This is a genomic window from Rhodococcus sp. I2R (assembly GCF_020889545.1).
GTDB lineage: Bacteria > Actinomycetota > Actinomycetes > Mycobacteriales > Mycobacteriaceae > Rhodococcoides.
On record NZ_JAHUTG010000005.1, the window covers coordinates 197268 to 214958 of the forward strand.

At 60.9% G+C, this 17691-nt stretch carries 16 protein-coding genes; 8 read left to right on the forward strand and 8 right to left on the reverse strand.

What is annotated here, in order from left to right:
• Positions 1 to 12: 12 nt before the first annotated feature.
• The 8 genes from gyrB to dnaA form a co-directional block, all read right to left on the reverse strand.
• Positions 13 to 2058: a DNA topoisomerase (ATP-hydrolyzing) subunit B gene (gene gyrB, locus KVY23_RS06950; RefSeq protein WP_230555840.1), complete on the reverse strand. Its 2046-nt coding sequence runs from the start codon at positions 2056 to 2058 to the stop codon at positions 13 to 15.
• A gap of 308 nt (positions 2059 to 2366) precedes the next feature.
• On the reverse strand, positions 2367 to 3488 hold the full coding sequence (locus KVY23_RS06955) for a 2Fe-2S iron-sulfur cluster-binding protein (protein ID WP_374108694.1): 1122 nt from the start codon (positions 3486 to 3488) through the stop codon (positions 2367 to 2369).
• Between the two features lie 62 nt (positions 3489 to 3550).
• Positions 3551 to 4444, reverse strand: a complete 894-nt coding sequence (locus KVY23_RS06960; RefSeq protein ID WP_230555841.1) for a metal-dependent hydrolase — start codon at positions 4442 to 4444, stop codon at positions 3551 to 3553.
• A 163-nt stretch (positions 4445 to 4607) separates the two neighbouring features.
• On the reverse strand, positions 4608 to 5174 hold the full coding sequence (locus KVY23_RS06965) for a DUF721 family protein (protein ID WP_230555842.1): 567 nt from the start codon (positions 5172 to 5174) through the stop codon (positions 4608 to 4610).
• Positions 5171 to 6421 carry a DNA replication/repair protein RecF gene (recF, locus tag KVY23_RS06970; protein WP_230555843.1) on the reverse strand — a complete coding sequence of 417 codons (1251 nt, stop codon included), beginning with the start codon at positions 6419 to 6421 and terminating at the stop codon, positions 5171 to 5173. The genes KVY23_RS06965 and recF overlap by 4 nt, the downstream gene beginning before the upstream one ends.
• Positions 6422 to 6424: 3 nt before the next feature.
• Complete coding sequence (gene gnd / locus KVY23_RS06975; RefSeq protein ID WP_075837741.1) at positions 6425 to 7345, reverse strand: phosphogluconate dehydrogenase (NAD(+)-dependent, decarboxylating); 921 nt, start codon at positions 7343 to 7345, stop codon at positions 6425 to 6427.
• A 79-nt stretch (positions 7346 to 7424) separates the two neighbouring features.
• Positions 7425 to 8609 carry a DNA polymerase III subunit beta gene (dnaN, locus tag KVY23_RS06980; protein WP_075837742.1) on the reverse strand — a complete coding sequence of 395 codons (1185 nt, stop codon included), beginning with the start codon at positions 8607 to 8609 and terminating at the stop codon, positions 7425 to 7427.
• Between the two features lie 536 nt (positions 8610 to 9145).
• Entirely contained in the window at positions 9146 to 10678 is a 1533-nt protein-coding gene (gene dnaA / locus KVY23_RS06985) for a chromosomal replication initiator protein DnaA (RefSeq protein WP_230555844.1), read from the reverse strand.
• Positions 10679 to 11292: 614 nt separating this feature from the next.
• On the opposite strand from dnaA, the gene rpmH reads away from it, so the two are divergent.
• From rpmH to KVY23_RS07025, 8 genes are all read left to right on the forward strand, one after another.
• Positions 11293 to 11436, forward strand: coding sequence for a 50S ribosomal protein L34 (gene rpmH / locus KVY23_RS06990; protein ID WP_206508812.1), 144 nt, complete (start codon positions 11293 to 11295; stop codon positions 11434 to 11436).
• 32 nt (positions 11437 to 11468) lie between these two features.
• Entirely contained in the window at positions 11469 to 11864 is a 396-nt protein-coding gene (gene rnpA / locus KVY23_RS06995) for a ribonuclease P protein component (RefSeq protein ID WP_075837743.1), read from the forward strand.
• Positions 11861 to 12199 carry a membrane protein insertion efficiency factor YidD gene (yidD, locus tag KVY23_RS07000; protein WP_075837744.1) on the forward strand — a complete coding sequence of 113 codons (339 nt, stop codon included), beginning with the start codon at positions 11861 to 11863 and terminating at the stop codon, positions 12197 to 12199. Before rnpA ends, yidD begins: the two co-directional genes overlap by 4 nt.
• A 4-nt stretch (positions 12200 to 12203) precedes the next feature.
• A complete protein-coding gene (gene yidC / locus KVY23_RS07005) occupies positions 12204 to 13322 on the forward strand; it encodes a membrane protein insertase YidC (protein ID WP_075837745.1) in 1119 nt (372 codons plus the stop codon).
• A gap of 23 nt (positions 13323 to 13345) precedes the next feature.
• Positions 13346 to 13987: a protein jag gene (locus KVY23_RS07010; RefSeq protein WP_230555845.1), complete on the forward strand. Its 642-nt coding sequence runs from the start codon at positions 13346 to 13348 to the stop codon at positions 13985 to 13987.
• Positions 13988 to 14865: 878 nt separating this feature from the next.
• Positions 14866 to 15543 carry a 16S rRNA (guanine(527)-N(7))-methyltransferase RsmG gene (gene rsmG / locus KVY23_RS07015; RefSeq protein ID WP_230555846.1) on the forward strand — a complete coding sequence of 226 codons (678 nt, stop codon included), beginning with the start codon at positions 14866 to 14868 and terminating at the stop codon, positions 15541 to 15543.
• Positions 15544 to 15602: 59 nt separating this feature from the next.
• The gene (locus tag KVY23_RS07020; RefSeq protein WP_206508808.1) at positions 15603 to 16628 is read left to right on the forward strand and encodes a ParA family protein; all 1026 of its coding nucleotides are present in this window, start codon (positions 15603 to 15605) and stop codon (positions 16626 to 16628) included.
• Positions 16625 to 17677: a ParB/RepB/Spo0J family partition protein gene (locus tag KVY23_RS07025; protein ID WP_230555847.1), complete on the forward strand. Its 1053-nt coding sequence runs from the start codon at positions 16625 to 16627 to the stop codon at positions 17675 to 17677. Before KVY23_RS07020 ends, KVY23_RS07025 begins: the two co-directional genes overlap by 4 nt.
• The last annotated feature ends 14 nt before the right edge of the window (positions 17678 to 17691 follow it).

Below are 17691 nucleotides of genomic sequence, written 5' to 3' on the forward strand. Positions count from 1 at the left end.
CGAATTCCGGCACTACACGTCGAGGAATCGGACGTCCTTGGCGTTGCGCGCGATGAAACTGCGCCTGGCACTGACGTCTTCACCCATCAGGACGCTGAACAGCTCGTCGGCTGCGGCCGCATCATCGAGCGTGACCAGTCGAAGAACGCGCACGGACGGATCCATGGTGGTCTCCCACAGTTCCTTCGCGTTCATCTCACCGAGACCCTTGTAGCGCTGCACGCCGTCCTCGACGTTGATCTTGCGCTTTGCTTCGATACCGGCGGCAAGCAATCCGTCCCGCTCGCGGTCGGAGTACGCGAAGTCCGGTTCGCCGCGGCTCCACTTCAGCTTGTAGAGCGGTGGCATCGCCAGGTAGACGTGGCCTTGCTCGATGAGTGGACGCATGAAGCGGAACAGAAGCGTCATCAGCAGCGTGGAGATGTGTTGCCCGTCGACGTCGGCGTCGGCCATCAGCACGATCTTGTGGTACCGCAGTTTGGTGATATCGAACTCGTCGTGAATGCCGGTGCCGAAGGCGGTGATGATGGCCTGGACTTCGTTGTTCTTCAGGACGCGATCGATACGGGCCTTTTCGACATTGATGATCTTTCCGCGCAGCGGAAGAATCGCCTGGAACATCGAGTCACGCCCGGATTTGGCGGAACCGCCTGCGGAGTCGCCCTCCACGATGTAGATCTCCGACTTCGAAGGATCGTTGGAGCGGCAGTCGGCGAGCTTTCCGGGTAGGCCACCGATGTCGGTTGCGCTCTTGCGGCGCACCATCTCTCGCGCTTTGCGGGCCGCCATGCGCGCTTGGGCGGACGAGACCGCCTTGTTGATGATGGTCTTGGCGTCGGCAGGGTTGGACTCGAACCAGTGACCGAGGTGCTCGTTGCAGGCCTTCTGGACGAACGATCGGATCTCGGTGTTGCCGAGCTTGGTCTTGGTCTGACCTTCGAACTGCGGCTCGCCTACACGTACGGAGATGACTGCCGCGAGACCTTCACGGATGTCGTCGCCGGTCAGCTTGATGTCTTTTTCCTTGACGAGCTTCTTCTCGAGGGCGTACTTGTTCACCGTCGAGGTCAATGCCGTCCGGAAACCCTCCTCGTGCGTGCCGCCCTCGTGGGTGTTGATGGTGTTGGCGAAGGTGTGTACCGATTCGGAGTAACCGGCGTTCCACTGCATCGCGATCTCGACCTCGTGACCTTCGCCCTTGGCGGTGAAGCCCACGACCGAGCTGTGAATCGGGGTCTGCGACTTCTTGGCGTTGATGTGCTTGACGAAGTCGACCAGGCCGTCGGGGTAGTGGTAGGTGCGCTTCCTCGCCTTTGCGGGCTTGACGGAAGCGACCTCGGCTTGTTCCTCCTCCGCCGACTTCGGCGCCAGCGCGGTCTCGCCGAGCTCTTCCTCGCTGGCGTCCGTCGAGGCGACGCGTTCGTCGATGAAGTTGATGGTCAGTCCCTTGTTGAGGAACGCCATCTCCTGCAGGCGGCGGTGCACGGTCTCGAAACTGAAATCGAGGGTCTCGAAGATTTTGCCGTCAGGCCAGAAGCGGACCGTCGTGCCTGTCTCCTTGGTCTCGCCGACGGTTTCGAGCGGCCCGGGCTTGGCGTAGTCGTAAGTCTGTGTGTAGCGGTGTCCGTCGCGCGCGATCTGCAACTCGACCTTGGTCGAGAGGGCGTTGACGACGGAAATGCCGACACCGTGCAAACCACCGGACACGGCGTAGGAGTCCGAGTCGAACTTGCCGCCGGCGTGCAGCTGCGTCATGACGACCTCGACGGTGGGAACACCGGAGGAGTGCATGCCGACAGGAATACCGCGGCCGTCGTCCTTGACCTCGACACTGCCGTCCTCGTGAATCGCCACGTCGACGGTGGTGGCGTAACCGGCCATGGCCTCGTCGACCGAGTTGTCGACGACCTCCCAGATCAGGTGGTGCAGTCCTCGCTCACCGGTGGAGCCGATGTACATACCGGGCCGCTTGCGGACTGCTTCGAGCCCCTCGAGCACGGTGATCGACGAAGCGCCGTAGTCCTTGTTCTCGGTCTTACCTGACTTCTGAGCAGCCACGGTTCGGTTGTTCTCCTTCTGCGCGTCGGAAGCCCCCTTCGCACCACATGGGTGCTGCCGCGTCCACCGTTCGGTGACGCGCACGAGTCTTCTCCACCGCTTCCTCGGACCCCGCTGGGGCCGGACGATCGGTGGAGCTTCTTCGAAGGCTTCGCAGTTACCGGTCCATACTACTGGCATCCGTTGGCAGCTTGGGGACGATGGCACCCCGAAATGGCCCCTGAATGCCCCGCAGAGGCATTTTCTCCTGCCTTCGTGGCAAATATGGACGGTAGATCTCCAGCAGTGGCGTCTGCGGTCCGGTGATGCTAGAGATCGAGCACGATCCGGCCGCCGACCGAGCGAGAGACACAGATCAACATCTCAGACTCCTGCTCTTCCTCGGTCAGGCGAGTCTCACGATGCTCAGGGGTACCACTGAGAACACGGGTACGGCAGGTTCCGCAGAAACCCTGCTGGCACGAATACGCGACGGTCGGCTTCACCTCGCGGATCACCTGCAGTGCGGTCTTATCGGCCGGCACAGCGATGACGGTTCCGGAGTCGACCAACTGGACCTCGAACTCCGCCCCGTCACGCACCGGGGGCGCTGAGAACCGCTCGTAGTACAGATGTGTCGCCGGCACGTCGTCGATGCCTGCCTTGACAGCCTCGATCATCGGCGGCGGTCCGCAGCAGTAGACCGAGCCGCCCCTGACCTGCTCGAGAAGCTGCTCGGCGCTCGGAAGGCCATCGACGTCATCGGTCCGAATGATCACTCGATCGGAGTCCATGGCTTCGATCTCATCGAGGAAAGGCATGGACTGCCGCGAGCGTCCGCAGTACACGAGATGCCAGTCCATGTCCGTTGCAATCGCCATGCGCACCATCGGCAGTATTGCGGTGATCCCGATTCCGCCGGCCACGAACACTGCGGCGCCGCCTGGCACGAACGGAAATCCGTTGCGAGGCCCGCGCACGGTGACGCGAGTGCCGAGCTCGAGGGCATGCATCTCCTTCGAGCCACCGCCCCCATCCGGAATCAACCGCACCGCAACCCGATACGAAGCAGGTTCGGGCGGAGATACAGCATGCGACGACACGTTTCCACCACAGAGCGAATACTGGCGTTTGCGACCGGAGGGCAGATGAAAGTCCAAGTGCATTCCCGGCGACCACGGTGGCAGCTCACCGTCGTCATCGGCCGTGAATGTCAACTGCACGACATGTTCGTCGACGCACATGACTTCACGACCGGTGAGGGTGAGGGTTCGCGTTCGGACGATCGGCTGCGCGGCGTACTCCTCCTTGTACGCGGTGCCGTCCAACAGCGCGAACCACTTGTCGAGCGCATCGGTCACCAACGAGATGGCCTCGTCAGGCTCCGGTTTGCCGTACAGATCTCCTGGTATCGAGCGCCCTCGACGGAACAGTGCCACCATCTCGTTCATCCGCGCGATCCTGCTTTTCAGGGAAGGTCGCGATGCTCGCTTGCTACCGGTTTTCCGAGCGCTCATCGTGCTGCTGATCGCGCCGCCGGAGAAGTCGCAAGGTATCTGACCGCCTGCGCCGTCGAACCTTCCTTGGATGGGTGGTAGTCACGTTTGAAGTACCGCAGGGATGCCTTGAGCATCTGCATACTGCTCGGAAACAGCCCGCGCGAGGTGACGCGGCGAAAATCCCGGAAGCCGGCTTGACGCTTTTTCGGTGGAAGGTGGGTGAGGGTCGGATCTTGATCCATCAGGTAGCGAACTCCTCTGGTCCAGAAATAGACCAGAGTCGGAGCAATGGCGATGTAGGTGCGTATACGCCGGGCATGGCGGACATCGAAATAGCGCATCACCTCATAGGCCACCGCCCGGTGTTCTACTTCCTCCGCTCCGTGCCAGCGCAGCAGATCCAGCATCGTCGGATCGAAATCGGCCCGATCCAACTCCTCGGCGTTGAGTACCCAATCACCGAGGAAGGCAGTCAGATGTTCCACCGCAGCGATGAGCGACAGACGTTCGACGAGACTGTTGCGGCTGTGACCTGGCCTGTTGCCCAGTGCGCGACCGAATACGAACTTCATCTGATCGACGAACGGATCGACGTCGATTCCATGCGCCCTGAGCTGCTCGTGCACCTCTGTGTGGGCCTGCGCGTGCATCGCTTCCTGCCCGATGAACCCGATGACGTCCTCGCGCAGGGATTCGTCGTCGATGAGCGGGAGCGCCTCCTTGAAAGTTCGGACGAACCACTCCTCGCCCTCGGGCAGAAGGAGGTGCATGACGTTCATCAGGTGCGTAGCAAGTGGATCGCCGTCCACGTAGTGAAGTGGGAGCGATCTCCAATCGAACGAGACGTTTCTCGCATGCAGCAACACTCGATCGTCGGCGCTGTCGACCGTGTCTTCCGAGCTACTCACTGATTACACCTGTCCCCTCGTCAAAACTCGGTCGCGCGGCGCCCCTCCGCTATCGACCACATGGCTATCCGGGGAACGCTACGCATGGACATCGGGGACTGCAAGAACAGTCAACTTTCGCAAAACAGCGGCTCAGACTGCTTGTACAGGCAGTCGGCGATGCCTATCCATACGTGTCGCGCGGTCCGCGACCCTTCACGTGACGGTCACCTTTGCGCCAACTCTTGGTCGTGGGTCCGTGAATTTTGAGGGACTTCACGACGCCGTGCCCGACTGCCGCGGCTATCCTCGCCAGAATCTGTGCCTGCATCAGCCGTAGCTGTGTGGCCCAGGCCGTGGACTCTGCCGTGACACTGAGGACACCATCCTCGAGTTTGGTCGGTACAGCATGCGCGGCGATGTCCTCACCCACCACCGTCGGCCACCGGCCCAGGACGGTTCCCTCCGACACTTTGTCGGACCAGCCGCGTTTCTTCGCAATCGACCCCGCAAGGGAGCCCAGTGTCTGCGGGTCACGGTCGTCGGGACCGGCCCCGGACCAGCCCCGTTTGCGGCGCCCACGCAGAGCCCGGACACCACCCGTCGGCGACGAACGACCCTGCCCGACGGATTTCCCGCTCGCCTTGGCCGCGTTACGTGCGTCCTCGAGCGCACGGCGCGCGAGATCGACCCCTTTGAGTTCCGGATCCGGCGGTGGTTGCGGCGTTCCGTCTTGCTCCTCGTCGTTCATCGATCCAACTCCCCGCTGGTCGCTGCCTCGGAAACCGACGCCCTCGAGGTCGACGCGCTGGAGATTGTCGATACTCGGGATGTATCACGTTGTACCGCTTGTACTTCCATCTTCACCGCGTCCAGCTCGGGCGGCACGTCCTCTGCCACGGCCGCGGTGATGAGTACCTGTTCTGCATCGGCCGCGACGCGGGCCAGAGCACTGCGTCGCTTGCGGTCCAACTCCGCGAACACGTCGTCGAGCATCAGCACGGGATCGGTACCCTCGGTCCGAAGCAGGGAGAACGACGCCAACCTCAGCGACAGCGCAAACGACCACGACTCACCATGACTGGCAAAGCCTTTCGCCGGTTGATCACCGAGATTCAACTCCAGGTCGTCACGATGCGGACCGACCAAGCAGACACCTCGTTCGATCTCACGCTGCCGCATCTGCGAAAGTTGATGTAGGAAGGCCGCTTCCAGCACCTCCACGTCATCGAGTTCCGGATCACGCTCGGGATCGGCGAACTCGGGTGGCAATGCCTCGGCCAGGCTACTGCGGTATCGGATAGTGGCAGGACGTGACTCGGGGGCAATCGAGGAGTAGGACTGCGCAACGAAGGGCATCAGTTCGTGTACCAACCCGATGCGCGATGCCAGCAGAGCGGCACCGTGCGCAGCGAGGTGGCCGTCCCACACGTCCAAGGTCGCCAGGGCACTTGCTCCGTCACTCGACTGCATTCCGCGCCGCAGAGCCCCACCTGCCGTCTTCAGCAAGGCCGATCGTTGACGCAGAACCTTCTCGTAATCTGCTCGCACACCGGCAATTCGAGGTCTCCGAGTGGTGAGCAGCTCGTCGAGATAGCGACGACGATCTCCTGGATCCCCGCGCACCAAGGAGAGGTCCTCCGGCGCGAACAGCACGCTCTGTAGAACACCGAGAATCTCGCGAGGTCGACGTGCAGGAGATCTGTTGATTCGCGCCTTGTTGGTCTTACCGTCGAGGATCTCGACATCGATCGTCAGTTCACGGCCTTGGTTGACCACGGATGCACCGGTGAAGGCACGGTCCGCACCCGCCCGAATCAGCGGAGCATCGGAGGAAACGCGATGGGAGGAAAGCGTCGACAAGTATCCAAGCGACTCGAGGAGGTTGGTCTTGCCATGGCCGTTGGGACCGACGAACACCATCGAACCGGGGCCCGGTTCGATGGTGACCTCGTCCCACGAGCGAAAATCACGCAGGGTGAAAGCACGAACGAACAAGATCTATTTCTTGGGATCGGGTGCGCGAAGCGTTTCCGCCGAGGTGACACGCTTGACGGCATGGCCACCGAACTGGTTGCGGAGCGCCGAAACCGCCTTCATCGCCGGCGAATCATCCTGTCTCGACGCAAATCTCGCAAACAGTGCCGCCGAGATGACCGGCGCCGGCACCGCGTGGCGAATAGCTTCTTCGACGGTCCACCGACCTTCACCGGAATCCTCTGTGTAGCCGGAGATCTCGCTGAACTCGGGGTCCTGCGCGAGCGCCTGCACCAAGAGATCGAGCAGCCAGGATCGAACCACTGTGCCTTTGCTCCACGCACGCAGGACACCATGGGTATCTTGCACGAGATCCTCGGCTTCCAAGAGCTCGTAGCCCTCGGCATACGCCTGCATCAGCCCGTACTCGATACCGTTGTGAACCATCTTCGAGTAGTGGCCGGCCCCGACCGGCCCGGCGTGCACGAAACCGTCGGCACGCTCGCCCTCCGGCCGCAACGCATCGAAGATCGGCATCGCCTTCGCGACATCGGCTTCGGCACCGCCGACCATCAGACCGTAGCCGTTCTCGAGGCCCCAGACACCGCCGGATACTCCGGCGTCGATGTAACCGACACCCTTGGAAGCGAGCAGCTCGGCATTGTGCGCATCGTCGGTGAACCGGGAGTTACCCCCGTCTATGACCAGGTCGCCCTCGTCGAGGCACTCCGAGAGGCCGATGATCGTATCCCGGGTGATCTCACCGGATGGGACCATCACCCACACCACGCGCGGCGCAGTCAATGCCTGCGCCAGCCCCTCGAGTGACGGTGTATCCGTCACCTCTGGTCGAGGGTCGTATCCGATGACTTCGTGACCGTGCGCGCGCAAGCGCTCACGCATGTTGAAGCCCATTTTTCCGAGTCCGACCAGTCCCAGCTGCATGCGGAGTGTCCCTCTCTAGTGTGCGGGTGATGGTACGGGCACCAGCTAATCGACAGTGCCGCAACCGTCACATACCCGGTCAGCCCGGAAGTCGAACCGGCATCAACAGATACGTGTACGCACTCTGCGGTGCCGCGAACTTGCCCGACGAGTCAGGTACCAACTCATCATCGCTGGTCGGGCGCAGAACCGCAGGTCGACTGGGTGTGGTGAATCCGAACGTGACCTTTTCGCTGTGCAGCGAGGACAGGCCGTCGATGAGATATCCGGGGTTGAAGGCGATGGTGAGGGCTTCGCCCTGGAAATCGGCCATCAGCGCTTCTTCTGCGCGACCTGCATCGTCACCGCCCGCCGACAACAGCACGCCCTCGGACGAGAACTCGAGCCGAACCTGCGCTCCTCGCTCCGCTACGAGTGCAACACGCTTGATCGCCTCGACGAGCGGTGCGATCTCGACGACGGCCACGGCGGTGTGCTCGGGGGGAAGCAGCTGACGGAACTTGGGGAAGTCGGCGTCCAGAAGTCGCGTCGTCGTGCGGCGTCCCTCGCTGATGATGCCCAGAAGACCGTCGGCGCCCACCGAGGAGCCCGATCCCAGTGCCAGTTCCACCGGAGCAGTGGCGCTGCTGGACAACGTCTTGGCTGATTCGGACAAGGTTCGCGCCGGAATGAGAACCTCGGTTTTCGTCTCACCGCCGACAGGGGTCCACTCGAGCTCACGGACCGCGAGTCTGAACCTGTCGGTGGCTGCCAGCACCACCGTGGTGCCGTGAATCTCGACGCGAATACCCGTCAGCATCGGGAGCGTGTCGTCCTTGCCGGCTGCGACGGCTACCTGTGCGATCGCTTCGGAGAACACGTCGACGGCGATGGAACCGGTCTGCGTCGGCAGTTCGGGGAGCTGCGGGTAATCCTCGACCGGCATCGTCGGAAGCGAGAACTTCGCGCTACCGCAGGTGATGAGCACTCGAGTGCCTTCGACACCGACATCGACGGGCTTGTTCGGGAGCGACTTGGTGATGTCTGCGAGCAGTTTGCCGGATACGAGTACGCGTCCCGACGTCGCGACCTCGGCCGAGACGCGTACTTGTGCAGAGACTTCGTAGTCGAACCCGGAAACGGTCAGCCCTTGCTCGTCGGCAGCGAGAAGTACTCCACCGAGGACGGGAACGGGCGGCCTGGACGGCAGGCTTCGAGCAACCCAGGCAACGGAATCGGAAAAATCTTCGCGAGCAACGCGAAACTTCAGACTTCCAAGCTCCATCGCTCGGTTTTTCCTCTCGTTCGGCAGCGGTCTGGTCGAAGGTGGCTTCGGTGAGCGCAGTGTGCGTTCGATACCGGTGCATCGATGAGTCTGACACAACCGGCAGATGCACACCGTATGCCCTTCGAGACCAACTTGAAAGCCGAACATCGCGGTTCGGAGGGCACTGCCGGGGCCGCATCGGGAACCTGTGAACCGATCGGTCCCCAACACCTGTTTTCAAAGAGATTCTCTTCAAGAGAAATTCTTCGTATTAATAGGTCCTGTGGAATCTGTGCACGGGCACCATCCGGTGCTGGTGAGTCGGCGTGGTGTCGTGGGGATGAATTCGGGACCAATCGCAGGTTGCCGGTCGTCCGCCTGTGGACAGATCACAGCCGTACACAGCACTGCACAATTCATCCCCAGTTGTATCGGCTTATCCACATGGTTATCCACAGGTGTGAATCAACGATTCAAGTACCAAAAAACCGGTTCGTGAGGTGCCCGAAACCGGGTCCAATTGGAATCGGACCCGGTTCGATTCCGCTCGAGAGCTACCGCTTGGATCGTTGCTTGATGCGTGCAGTCAGTTCTTGCACTTGGTCGTAGACCTTGCGGCGCTCGGTCATCTCCTTGCGGATTTTCTTGTCCGCATACATGACGGTGGTGTGGTCGCGGCCGAATGTCTGGCCGATCTTGGGCAACGAGAGATCGGTGAGTTCGCGGCAGAGATACATGGCAATCTGCCTGGCCATGGCGAGAGCGCGCGCCTTACCCGGCCCACAGAGATCGTCGATGGAGGTGTTGAAGTACTCCGCAGTGACGGCCATGATCGTCGCTGCATTGATCTCGAGACTGCTGGAGTCCGGCATGAGGTCGCGCAGGACGACCTCGGCGAGAGTGAGATCGAGTGCCTGCCCGTTCAACGACGCGAATGCTGTCACGCGAATGAGTGCGCCCTCGAGTTCTCGAATGTTGCGTTCGATTCGACTGGCAATCAGTTCGAGCACGTCATGGGGTACGTCGAGCCGATCCATCCGGGCCTTCTTGCTGAGAATGGCGATCCGGGTTTCGAGCTCTGGCGGCTGAACATCGGTGATGAGGCCCCATTCGAAGCGCGTACGCAGGCGTTCCTCGAGGGTTGCCAGCTGCTTTGGGGGCCTATCGGACGACACGACGATCTGCTTGTTCGCATTGTGAAGGGTGTTGAAGGTGTGGAAGAACTCCTCCTGGATACCTTCCTTGCCTTCGATGAACTGGATGTCGTCGACGAGCAGCACGTCGGTTTCCCGGTAGCGACGCTTGAAGGCAACTTTTCGGTCGTCGCGCAGGCTGTTGATGAAGTCGTTGGTGAACTCCTCCGTGGAGACGTACTTCACTCGCATACCGGGAAAGAGGCGCTGAGCGTAATGACCGGCTGCGTGCAGTAGGTGTGTCTTGCCGAGGCCGGATGCTCCCCATATGAACAGGGGGTTGTAGGCACGGGCGGGGGCTTCGGCGATCGCTACTGCTGCTGCGTGGGCGAAACGGTTGGATGCTCCGATGACGAAGGTGTCGAAGGTGTACTTGGAGTTCAGGCTGCCGGCACCGGGCGTCGGCGTGGACGATTCGGGCGGCTTGGTGAAGTACGTCGGCCAGGAGTTCTGCACACTGGCGAGTGCTTCTCTTTCGTCGTCGACTTCCTCGTAGTCCGCGGTTTCCGAGTCAGAGGGTTCGAGGTCCGTGCTGTTCAAGAATCGTCGACGGTAGGTCGGCGAGCTCGGTGTTTCGGGGTAGGGCGTCCGCTCTTGGTCGGATTTGTCCTCCTCGGGCGCCGAGATGCGGACACCCAGACCTTCGACACCCTGGCCGAGGTGTCGACCCAGGGCGTGCAGAATCGGCTCACGGAGATCGCGTTCGATTGCCTCCTGAGCGAATGAGGACGGCACGGCGAGCAGGGCGAATCCCTGCGTCAGGGTCAATGGCTCGACCAACGCCAGCCAAGCCTTCTGTCCTTTTGTCAGTGGTTGTCCGCTGTGCCGGTCGGACGTCAACTCCGTGACAACCTCCGGCCAGACGCGCGCCAACGCACCCGGATCGTCGTTCACGGTGCCTCCCCTTCGGACGTTCGAATCAAAAATGTGCAGTCGGCGGCAAAAAGAGTCATAAAAGGCCCCGCGGTCCGCTGCGTTCGACTAACGTCCCCGACGACGAACGCTTCGGGGAGTCATGATCGATCAGGAATATGTGTGCCTGGTACGAATATGCCACCTGGCCCGTGTTTCCACACAATTATCCACAGGTGTGGATGAACGACATCGCTGTCACCCCATCTGGTCGGTTCACGCGTCGATCCTGAAACTTGTACGCTGTGACCTGCGGTTTTGCGGAACTGCATATTCTCGAGCTACGGCAACGACCTGTGGATACCGGCGTTGAATCGGCGCGAACGAGTTGTCCACACACCGTTGTCCCCAGGCTTGTGGATGAATTACACGGATGTAGTCTCAACCTTTGACGCCGACGAGTTTGACCACCGTCGATGAGGTCAGTACTGTCGAACAGTCACCCAACGGCGAGGTGGCCGATGCATGCTGGCTGCTTACAGTCTGTCTTCACTCGGATGACTCGCTTTCGGGGTGTAACTCGGGTCCGACCGGACTCGCTACTACCGCCAGTAGGCGCCCAGTGCGGCGCCGATGATTTTCGAGGAGTGTTGACCGTGGCCAAGGGCAAGCGGACGTTCCAGCCGAACAACCGACGCCGCGCGCGCGTTCACGGCTTCCGCCTTCGTATGCGTACGCGTGCAGGTCGTTCGATCGTTGCTGCGCGACGCGGCAAGGGCCGCAAGGCTCTTACCGCCTGATTCATCGTTCGTCTGAAGTTACGGAGCTCGGGGTGTTACCTGAGCCGCACAGACTGCACAGCAGCATTGATTTCTCGCGAGCTGTGCGTCGAGGCCGACGAATAGGAAGACAAGACTTGGTTGTCCACGCATACACGCGTGACGATGCAAGTTGTGTCTTCAGCGTCGGCAAGCCAAGATTCGGACTGATCGTCAGCAAAGCTGTCGGGCCGGCGGTAACTCGTCATCGAGTTGCGCGCCGGCTTCGGCATATCTGCGCGCAGATACTCTCGGATGTGCCACCGACTGTCGATGTGGTTGTTCGTGCTCTGCCAGGTGCAGCAGATTCGTCGTCTGCTGATCTGCATCGACAGTTGCGGTCCGGACTGAAGAAGCTCGGTTACCTTGTCCCGGCGGAGACGTCGGTTGCGAAAGATGCGCGTCCATGAGATTTCTGCGTTTCATCCGTTTGCTCCCGGCGCGGACACTGATCTTCTGTATCGAGTTGTATCGCACGTATGTGTCTCCACTCAGACTGCCAACCTGCCGTTTCTCTCCCACGTGCAGTGAGTACGCAGTCGAGTCGTTGAAGACTCATGGAGCCGTCAAAGGTTCCCTTCTGGCCGTCGTACGGCTTCTCAAATGTGCACCCTGGCACCCTGGTGGGTGGGATCCGGTACCCGAACGCGGTTCGTGGAGATACCGAGATCATGGTGTTGCCGAACAGACTTCGACCCAAGACATCCACTTGGTTGTGAAAGTGGACGAACAGAGGAGTACATAGAGCCGTGCTCGATTTCATTTACTATCCGGTCTCCTGGATTCTCTGGGTGTGGCACAGAGTCTTCGGCGCCGTGCTGGGTCCCGACAATGGATTCGCATGGGCGCTGTCCGTGGTGTTCCTCGTCTTCACGCTTCGAATCCTTCTGTACAAGCCGTTCGTCAAGCAGGTTCGCACGACGCGGCAGATGCAGGAACTGCAACCTCAGATCAAAGCGCTGCAGAAGAAGTACGGCAAGGACAAGCAGCGGATGGCTGTCGAGATGCAGAAGCTGCAGAAAGAGCACGGCTTCAATCCGATCATGGGCTGCCTTCCGGTGCTTGCACAAGCACCTGTGTTCATCGGCCTGTTCCACGTGCTGCGCTCGTTCAACCGCACCGGCACCGGATTCGGCCAGCTGGGTCTGACGCCCGCCGAGAACCGCGAATTGTCCAACTACGCGTTCAGCGTCGAGGACGTCAACTCCTTCCTCGACGCGCGACTGTTCGGCGCACCCATCTCCGCGATGATCACCAGCCCGCAGAGCCAGCTGGAGGCGTATGCCAACCCCGCTCTGGGCCTGGGTGTGCCGTCGACGTTGACCATCGCTCTGGTCTCGATCCCGCTGATGATCATTGCCGCCATCGCCACCCACATGAACTCTCGCGCCTCTGTTGCGCGCCAGAGCGAGGCCGCAGCGGCCAATCCGCAGTCGGCGATCATGAACAAGCTGGCTCTCTATGTCTTCCCGTTGGGTGTTCTTGCCTTCGGTGCATTCCTGCCTATCGCCATCCTCCTGTACTGGGTCAGCAACAACGCCTGGACATACGGGCAGCAACACTTGGTGTTCGGCAAGATCGACAAAGAAGAGGCTGCGAAGAAGCAGGTGGCTGTCGAGAAGCGCGCGGAGAATGGGCCGAAGCCAGGGGTCAAGCCCGTTACCAAGCCCAAGCCGGGAGCTCGACCGAAGCTGTCGAAGATGACCGCGGTCGAGAATGACGCTGATGATGTGGTCTCTGATGGTGAAGTCGATGGCGGGTCGACCAAGTCTTCGCCCCGCAAGACGTCGTCGACGAACAGTTCGGGATCGAAGCCCAAGCCGCGTCCCCAGACCAACCGCAGCAAGTCCAAGCGGAAGCGTCGCTGACGCCACAGGATCGAGGACCGAACATGTCTGCAGAAACTGAAGTATCCAATACGCACAACGCAGTGAGCGCTGGGGATGGAGCGAGTGAAGTCGTGGCAGTGGAGACAGAACAGTCCGACAGCAGTGTGGACGACCGCGACGAGTCGAAGGTGAGCGAACCCGAGGACGTGGCATCTGCCGAACTGGACGATGACGAGGACTCAGAAGACTATCTGGTGGAGGAAGGCGAGATCGCCGGAGACTACTTGGAGCAGCTTCTCGACGTTCTGGACTTCGACGGAGATATCGATCTCGACGTCGAGGGCGACCGTGCTGTAGTGAGTATCGATGGTGGCAGCGATCTCACGAAGCTCGTGGGGCGTAAAGGCGAAGTTCTGGATGCTCTCCAGGAACTCACTCGCCTGGCGGTCCAGCAGTCGACGGGTGAGCGCAGCAAGCTGATGCTCGATGTTGCCGGGTGGCGAGCGGGCCGCCGGAGCGAGTTGAGCGCACTCGGCATCGAGGCCGCGCGTCGCGTTCTGGAGACTGGGGATCGCGAGGAGCTCGTACCTATGACTCCGTTCGAGCGCAAGATCGTGCATGACGCGGTTGCGCGAATCGATGGCGTCGACAGTGAGAGCACTGGCGTCGAGCCTTCACGACGGGTTGTTGTTGTGAAGTCCTGATCGCACATGAAGTCCTGATCGCATATACAGAGCAGGAGCCCCCAGCCATCGGCTGGTGGCTCTTCTGTTTTCGGAGACGATTTGGGGTGAATTTCAACGATGTAGTTCGCTTTTGAGCTTTGGGCCCACGAAGACTGGGGACGGCCAGAAACGTCACTGTGACGGTCGGTAGCTGCACGAGGTTTCACGTGAAACCTGATCGACTTCCTTTTCGCTGCCGATGGTCTGCGATCCTGGGACCGATGCGGCGGGCCAGTCCCCCGCACTGTCAGGGTTAGTTGTTTCACGTGAAACCTTGTAGAGATGAATGCGTCGGTGATGTGGATTCTCGGGGGCGGCGTCACAATGAGATCGTTTGTCCGGCCGAATTCTGGTGTTCACTTCCATCGGAGTCGTTGGAGTCTTGCGAACATATCGTGCGGTAGATCGATACGGCGTATCGCCGAAGTTCGACTTCAGTTCGGACCCGCCAGTCGTCTCTTGTACAAGCGGGTAGGTCACTGTGGTCCGATGTATGGCGAACTTGTATGGCGATAGCAGGGCCGACCGTTTCACGTGAAACATGATCGAATGCTGGCTGCCACACGGGGCGACGGAGTTGGAACCCCGCACCCGTTGTAGGAACTCTGTACATGCTCGTGCGGTGGACGCCCCTTCACGCTCGCAAAGTCTGGCTGTTTCACGTGAAACGTCCCGTACTCGCTTCGTTTGAAGAACCACCGAAGTCGGCTAGGCACGCAATTCCTGTTTCACGTGAAACAGGAATTGAGCAGGATGCGTCGCAGAGCTCCAGAATCTTCCATCCAGATCGGACAACACGGGCAATGGGCGCCGAAGTTCACTCCGGAGTTTGGCGAAGTACCCCGGGACGCGGGAAGATGATAGGCGTGGAACCTGACGCGTTGGACGAAGAACAATTGATGGCGATTGCTGAGCGCGTGTTCGGTCCGCGCCTCGAACTTGCCGTGCAGTATCACGAGTCTCTCGCCACAGCAGGCGTGGAACGCGGACTCATCGGGCCTCGCGAGGTTCCTCGCTTGTGGGAACGTCACATTCTGAACTGCGCTGTCGTAGGCGAACTGATCGACGAAGGGGAACGCGTTGTCGACGTCGGAAGCGGCGCTGGACTCCCGGGGATACCGCTTGCTATAGCGCGTCCCGATCTACGTGTGACGCTCGTCGAACCCCTGCTTCGACGAACGGTGTATCTCGCGGAGTTCGTCGATTCCCACGATCTGGATGTACTCGTCGTACGTGGTCGTGCGGAGCAACCGGGAGTGATCAAGGAAGCGGGTGGTGGCGACGTGGTGACTTCCCGCGCGGTGGCGCCGCTCGAGAAGCTTGCCAAATGGTCCATGCCGCTCATCCACGAGCACGGCAGAATGCTCGCGCTGAAGGGAAGCAGCGCCGAGGAAGAGATCGAGAGGGATCGGGCTTCCCTTAGTCGCATCGGTGCTGGCAAGCTAGAGGTTGTGAAGTGTGGTGTCGACCTGTTGCCGACGCCGACTATCGTGGTTCGGGCGGAGCGGATTCCCCGACGCCATCCCCGTAGATAGACCCATCTGTTTCAATTCAGTTCTTGTTCAACAACCCAGTTCCGTATTGAGGAGCACGTATGTCGGGTGGATCCGATCCAACTGTTTCACGTGAAACAGAGCAATCGACCGAGGGTGCGCGCCGAGCTACCCGTGGTCCCGAAGCGAAGACGACGGGTGGCTCTGGTTTCGGCGAATACAGCAGCATCTCTTCCGATGACACTCCAATCGGTGCGGCCGCACAGCGCGCAAGTCAAATTCTGCACCCAGGGAGCGTGACACTCCCCAAGCCCGCGCAGCGTCGGATGTTGACCATCGCCAACCAGAAGGGCGGAGTCGGCAAGACGACCACAGCGGTCAACCTCGCTGCCGCACTCGCGATACAGGGACTCACCGTCCTCGTCGTGGACCTCGACCCTCAGGGCAACGCCAGCACTGCATTGGGCGTCGAGCATCACTCAGGGGTTCCGTCGAGCTATGAGGTCCTCATCGGCGAAGTCAGCGCGACCGAGGCGATACAACAGAGTCCCCACAGTGAACGTTTGCTCTGCATCCCAGCAACCATCGACCTCGCCGGAGCAGAGATCGAACTGGTGTCGATGGTGGCACGTGAAGGTCGGCTCAAGACTGCGCTGGCCGATCTTGCGGAGATCGACGTGGACTTCGTCCTGATCGACTGTCCTCCGTCCCTGGGGCTTCTCACCGTCAACGCGCTGGTTGCCGCGACCGAGGTATTGATCCCGATTCAGTGTGAGTACTACGCCCTCGAGGGCGTGGGTCAGCTTCTGCGGAATATCGAGCTCGTCCAGTCGCACCTGAATCCGTCGCTGCATGTCTCCACAGTGATACTCACGATGTACGACGGACGTACCAAGCTCGCCGACCAGGTTGCCGAGGAGGTTCGTAAACACTTCGGTGATGCCGTATTGCGTGCGGTGATTCCGCGCAGCGTCAAAGTATCCGAGGCGCCGGGCTACGGAATGACCGTGATCGATTACGACCCCGGTTCTCGTGGCGCAATGAGCTACCTGGATGCAGGTCGAGAGCTAGCAGCGCGGTCCGCAAACATGGCACCGCAGACAACGCAGGAGCGCAAGAACAGATGAGTCAGACACGCAAGGGTGGCCTCGGCCGAGGGCTCGCCGCACTCATTCCGACGGGACCGGAAGCAGGTCCCAGGCTCGGCAATGCGGCAGCAGATGTGGTCATCGGCCGGGATACTTCGGGGTCCGCGGGTAGAGCCCCCGACCTGACTCAGCCTGCCAGCTCCTCAGGTGACAAGACCGCCTCGGCCCCCACGCCCGCTCCCCCAGTACGAAGCTCCGACGAAGACCTCTCCCCTGCCGGCGCGGTGTATCGAGAGATCCCGCCCTCGCTGATTCACCCCAACCCCAAGCAACCACGAACTGTTTTCGACGAAGAGTCCTTGGCGGAACTCGTCCACTCGATCCGTGAGTTCGGCTTGATGCAACCGATCGTCGTCCGCTCCGTCGAGGGCGGAACGTACGAGTTGGTGATGGGCGAACGCCGCTGGCGCGCCAGTCAGGAAGCCGGCCTCGAGTCGATCCCGGCCATCATCCGGGAAACCGCTGACGACGCCATGTTGCGAGACGCGCTCCTCGAGAACATCCATCGGGTGCAACTCAACCCGTTGGAGGAGGCAGCGGCGTATCAACAGTTGCTCGAAGAGTTCGACGTGACCCATGAGGAACTTGCGCTGAAGATCGGACGGTCACGTCCAGTTGTGACCAATATGATTCGCTTGCTGAAGCTGCCGATTCCCGTGCAGCGTCGTGTGGCAGCCGGCGTTCTGTCGGCGGGGCACGCTCGTGCACTGCTGTCCCTCGACGCCGGGTCGGAGGCGCAGGAGCATTTGGCGGCTCGGATCGTGGCCGAGGGCTTGTCGGTGCGTGCCACCGAGGAAGCTGTGACGCTGGCCAACCGCAATGACGATACGACGCCACCGGTGGCCCCTCGCCGCAAGCCGATACAGATGCCGGGGCTTCAGGATGTCGCCGACAGGCTGTCCGATTCTTTCGACACCCGTGTGACGGTGAGCCTGGGCAAGAAGAAGGGCAAGATTGTTGTCGAGTTCGGGTCGGTGGACGATCTCCAGAGGATCGTCGAGATGATGGAAGACCAGAAGAAAAAGTAGCCGCGAAATTTCAG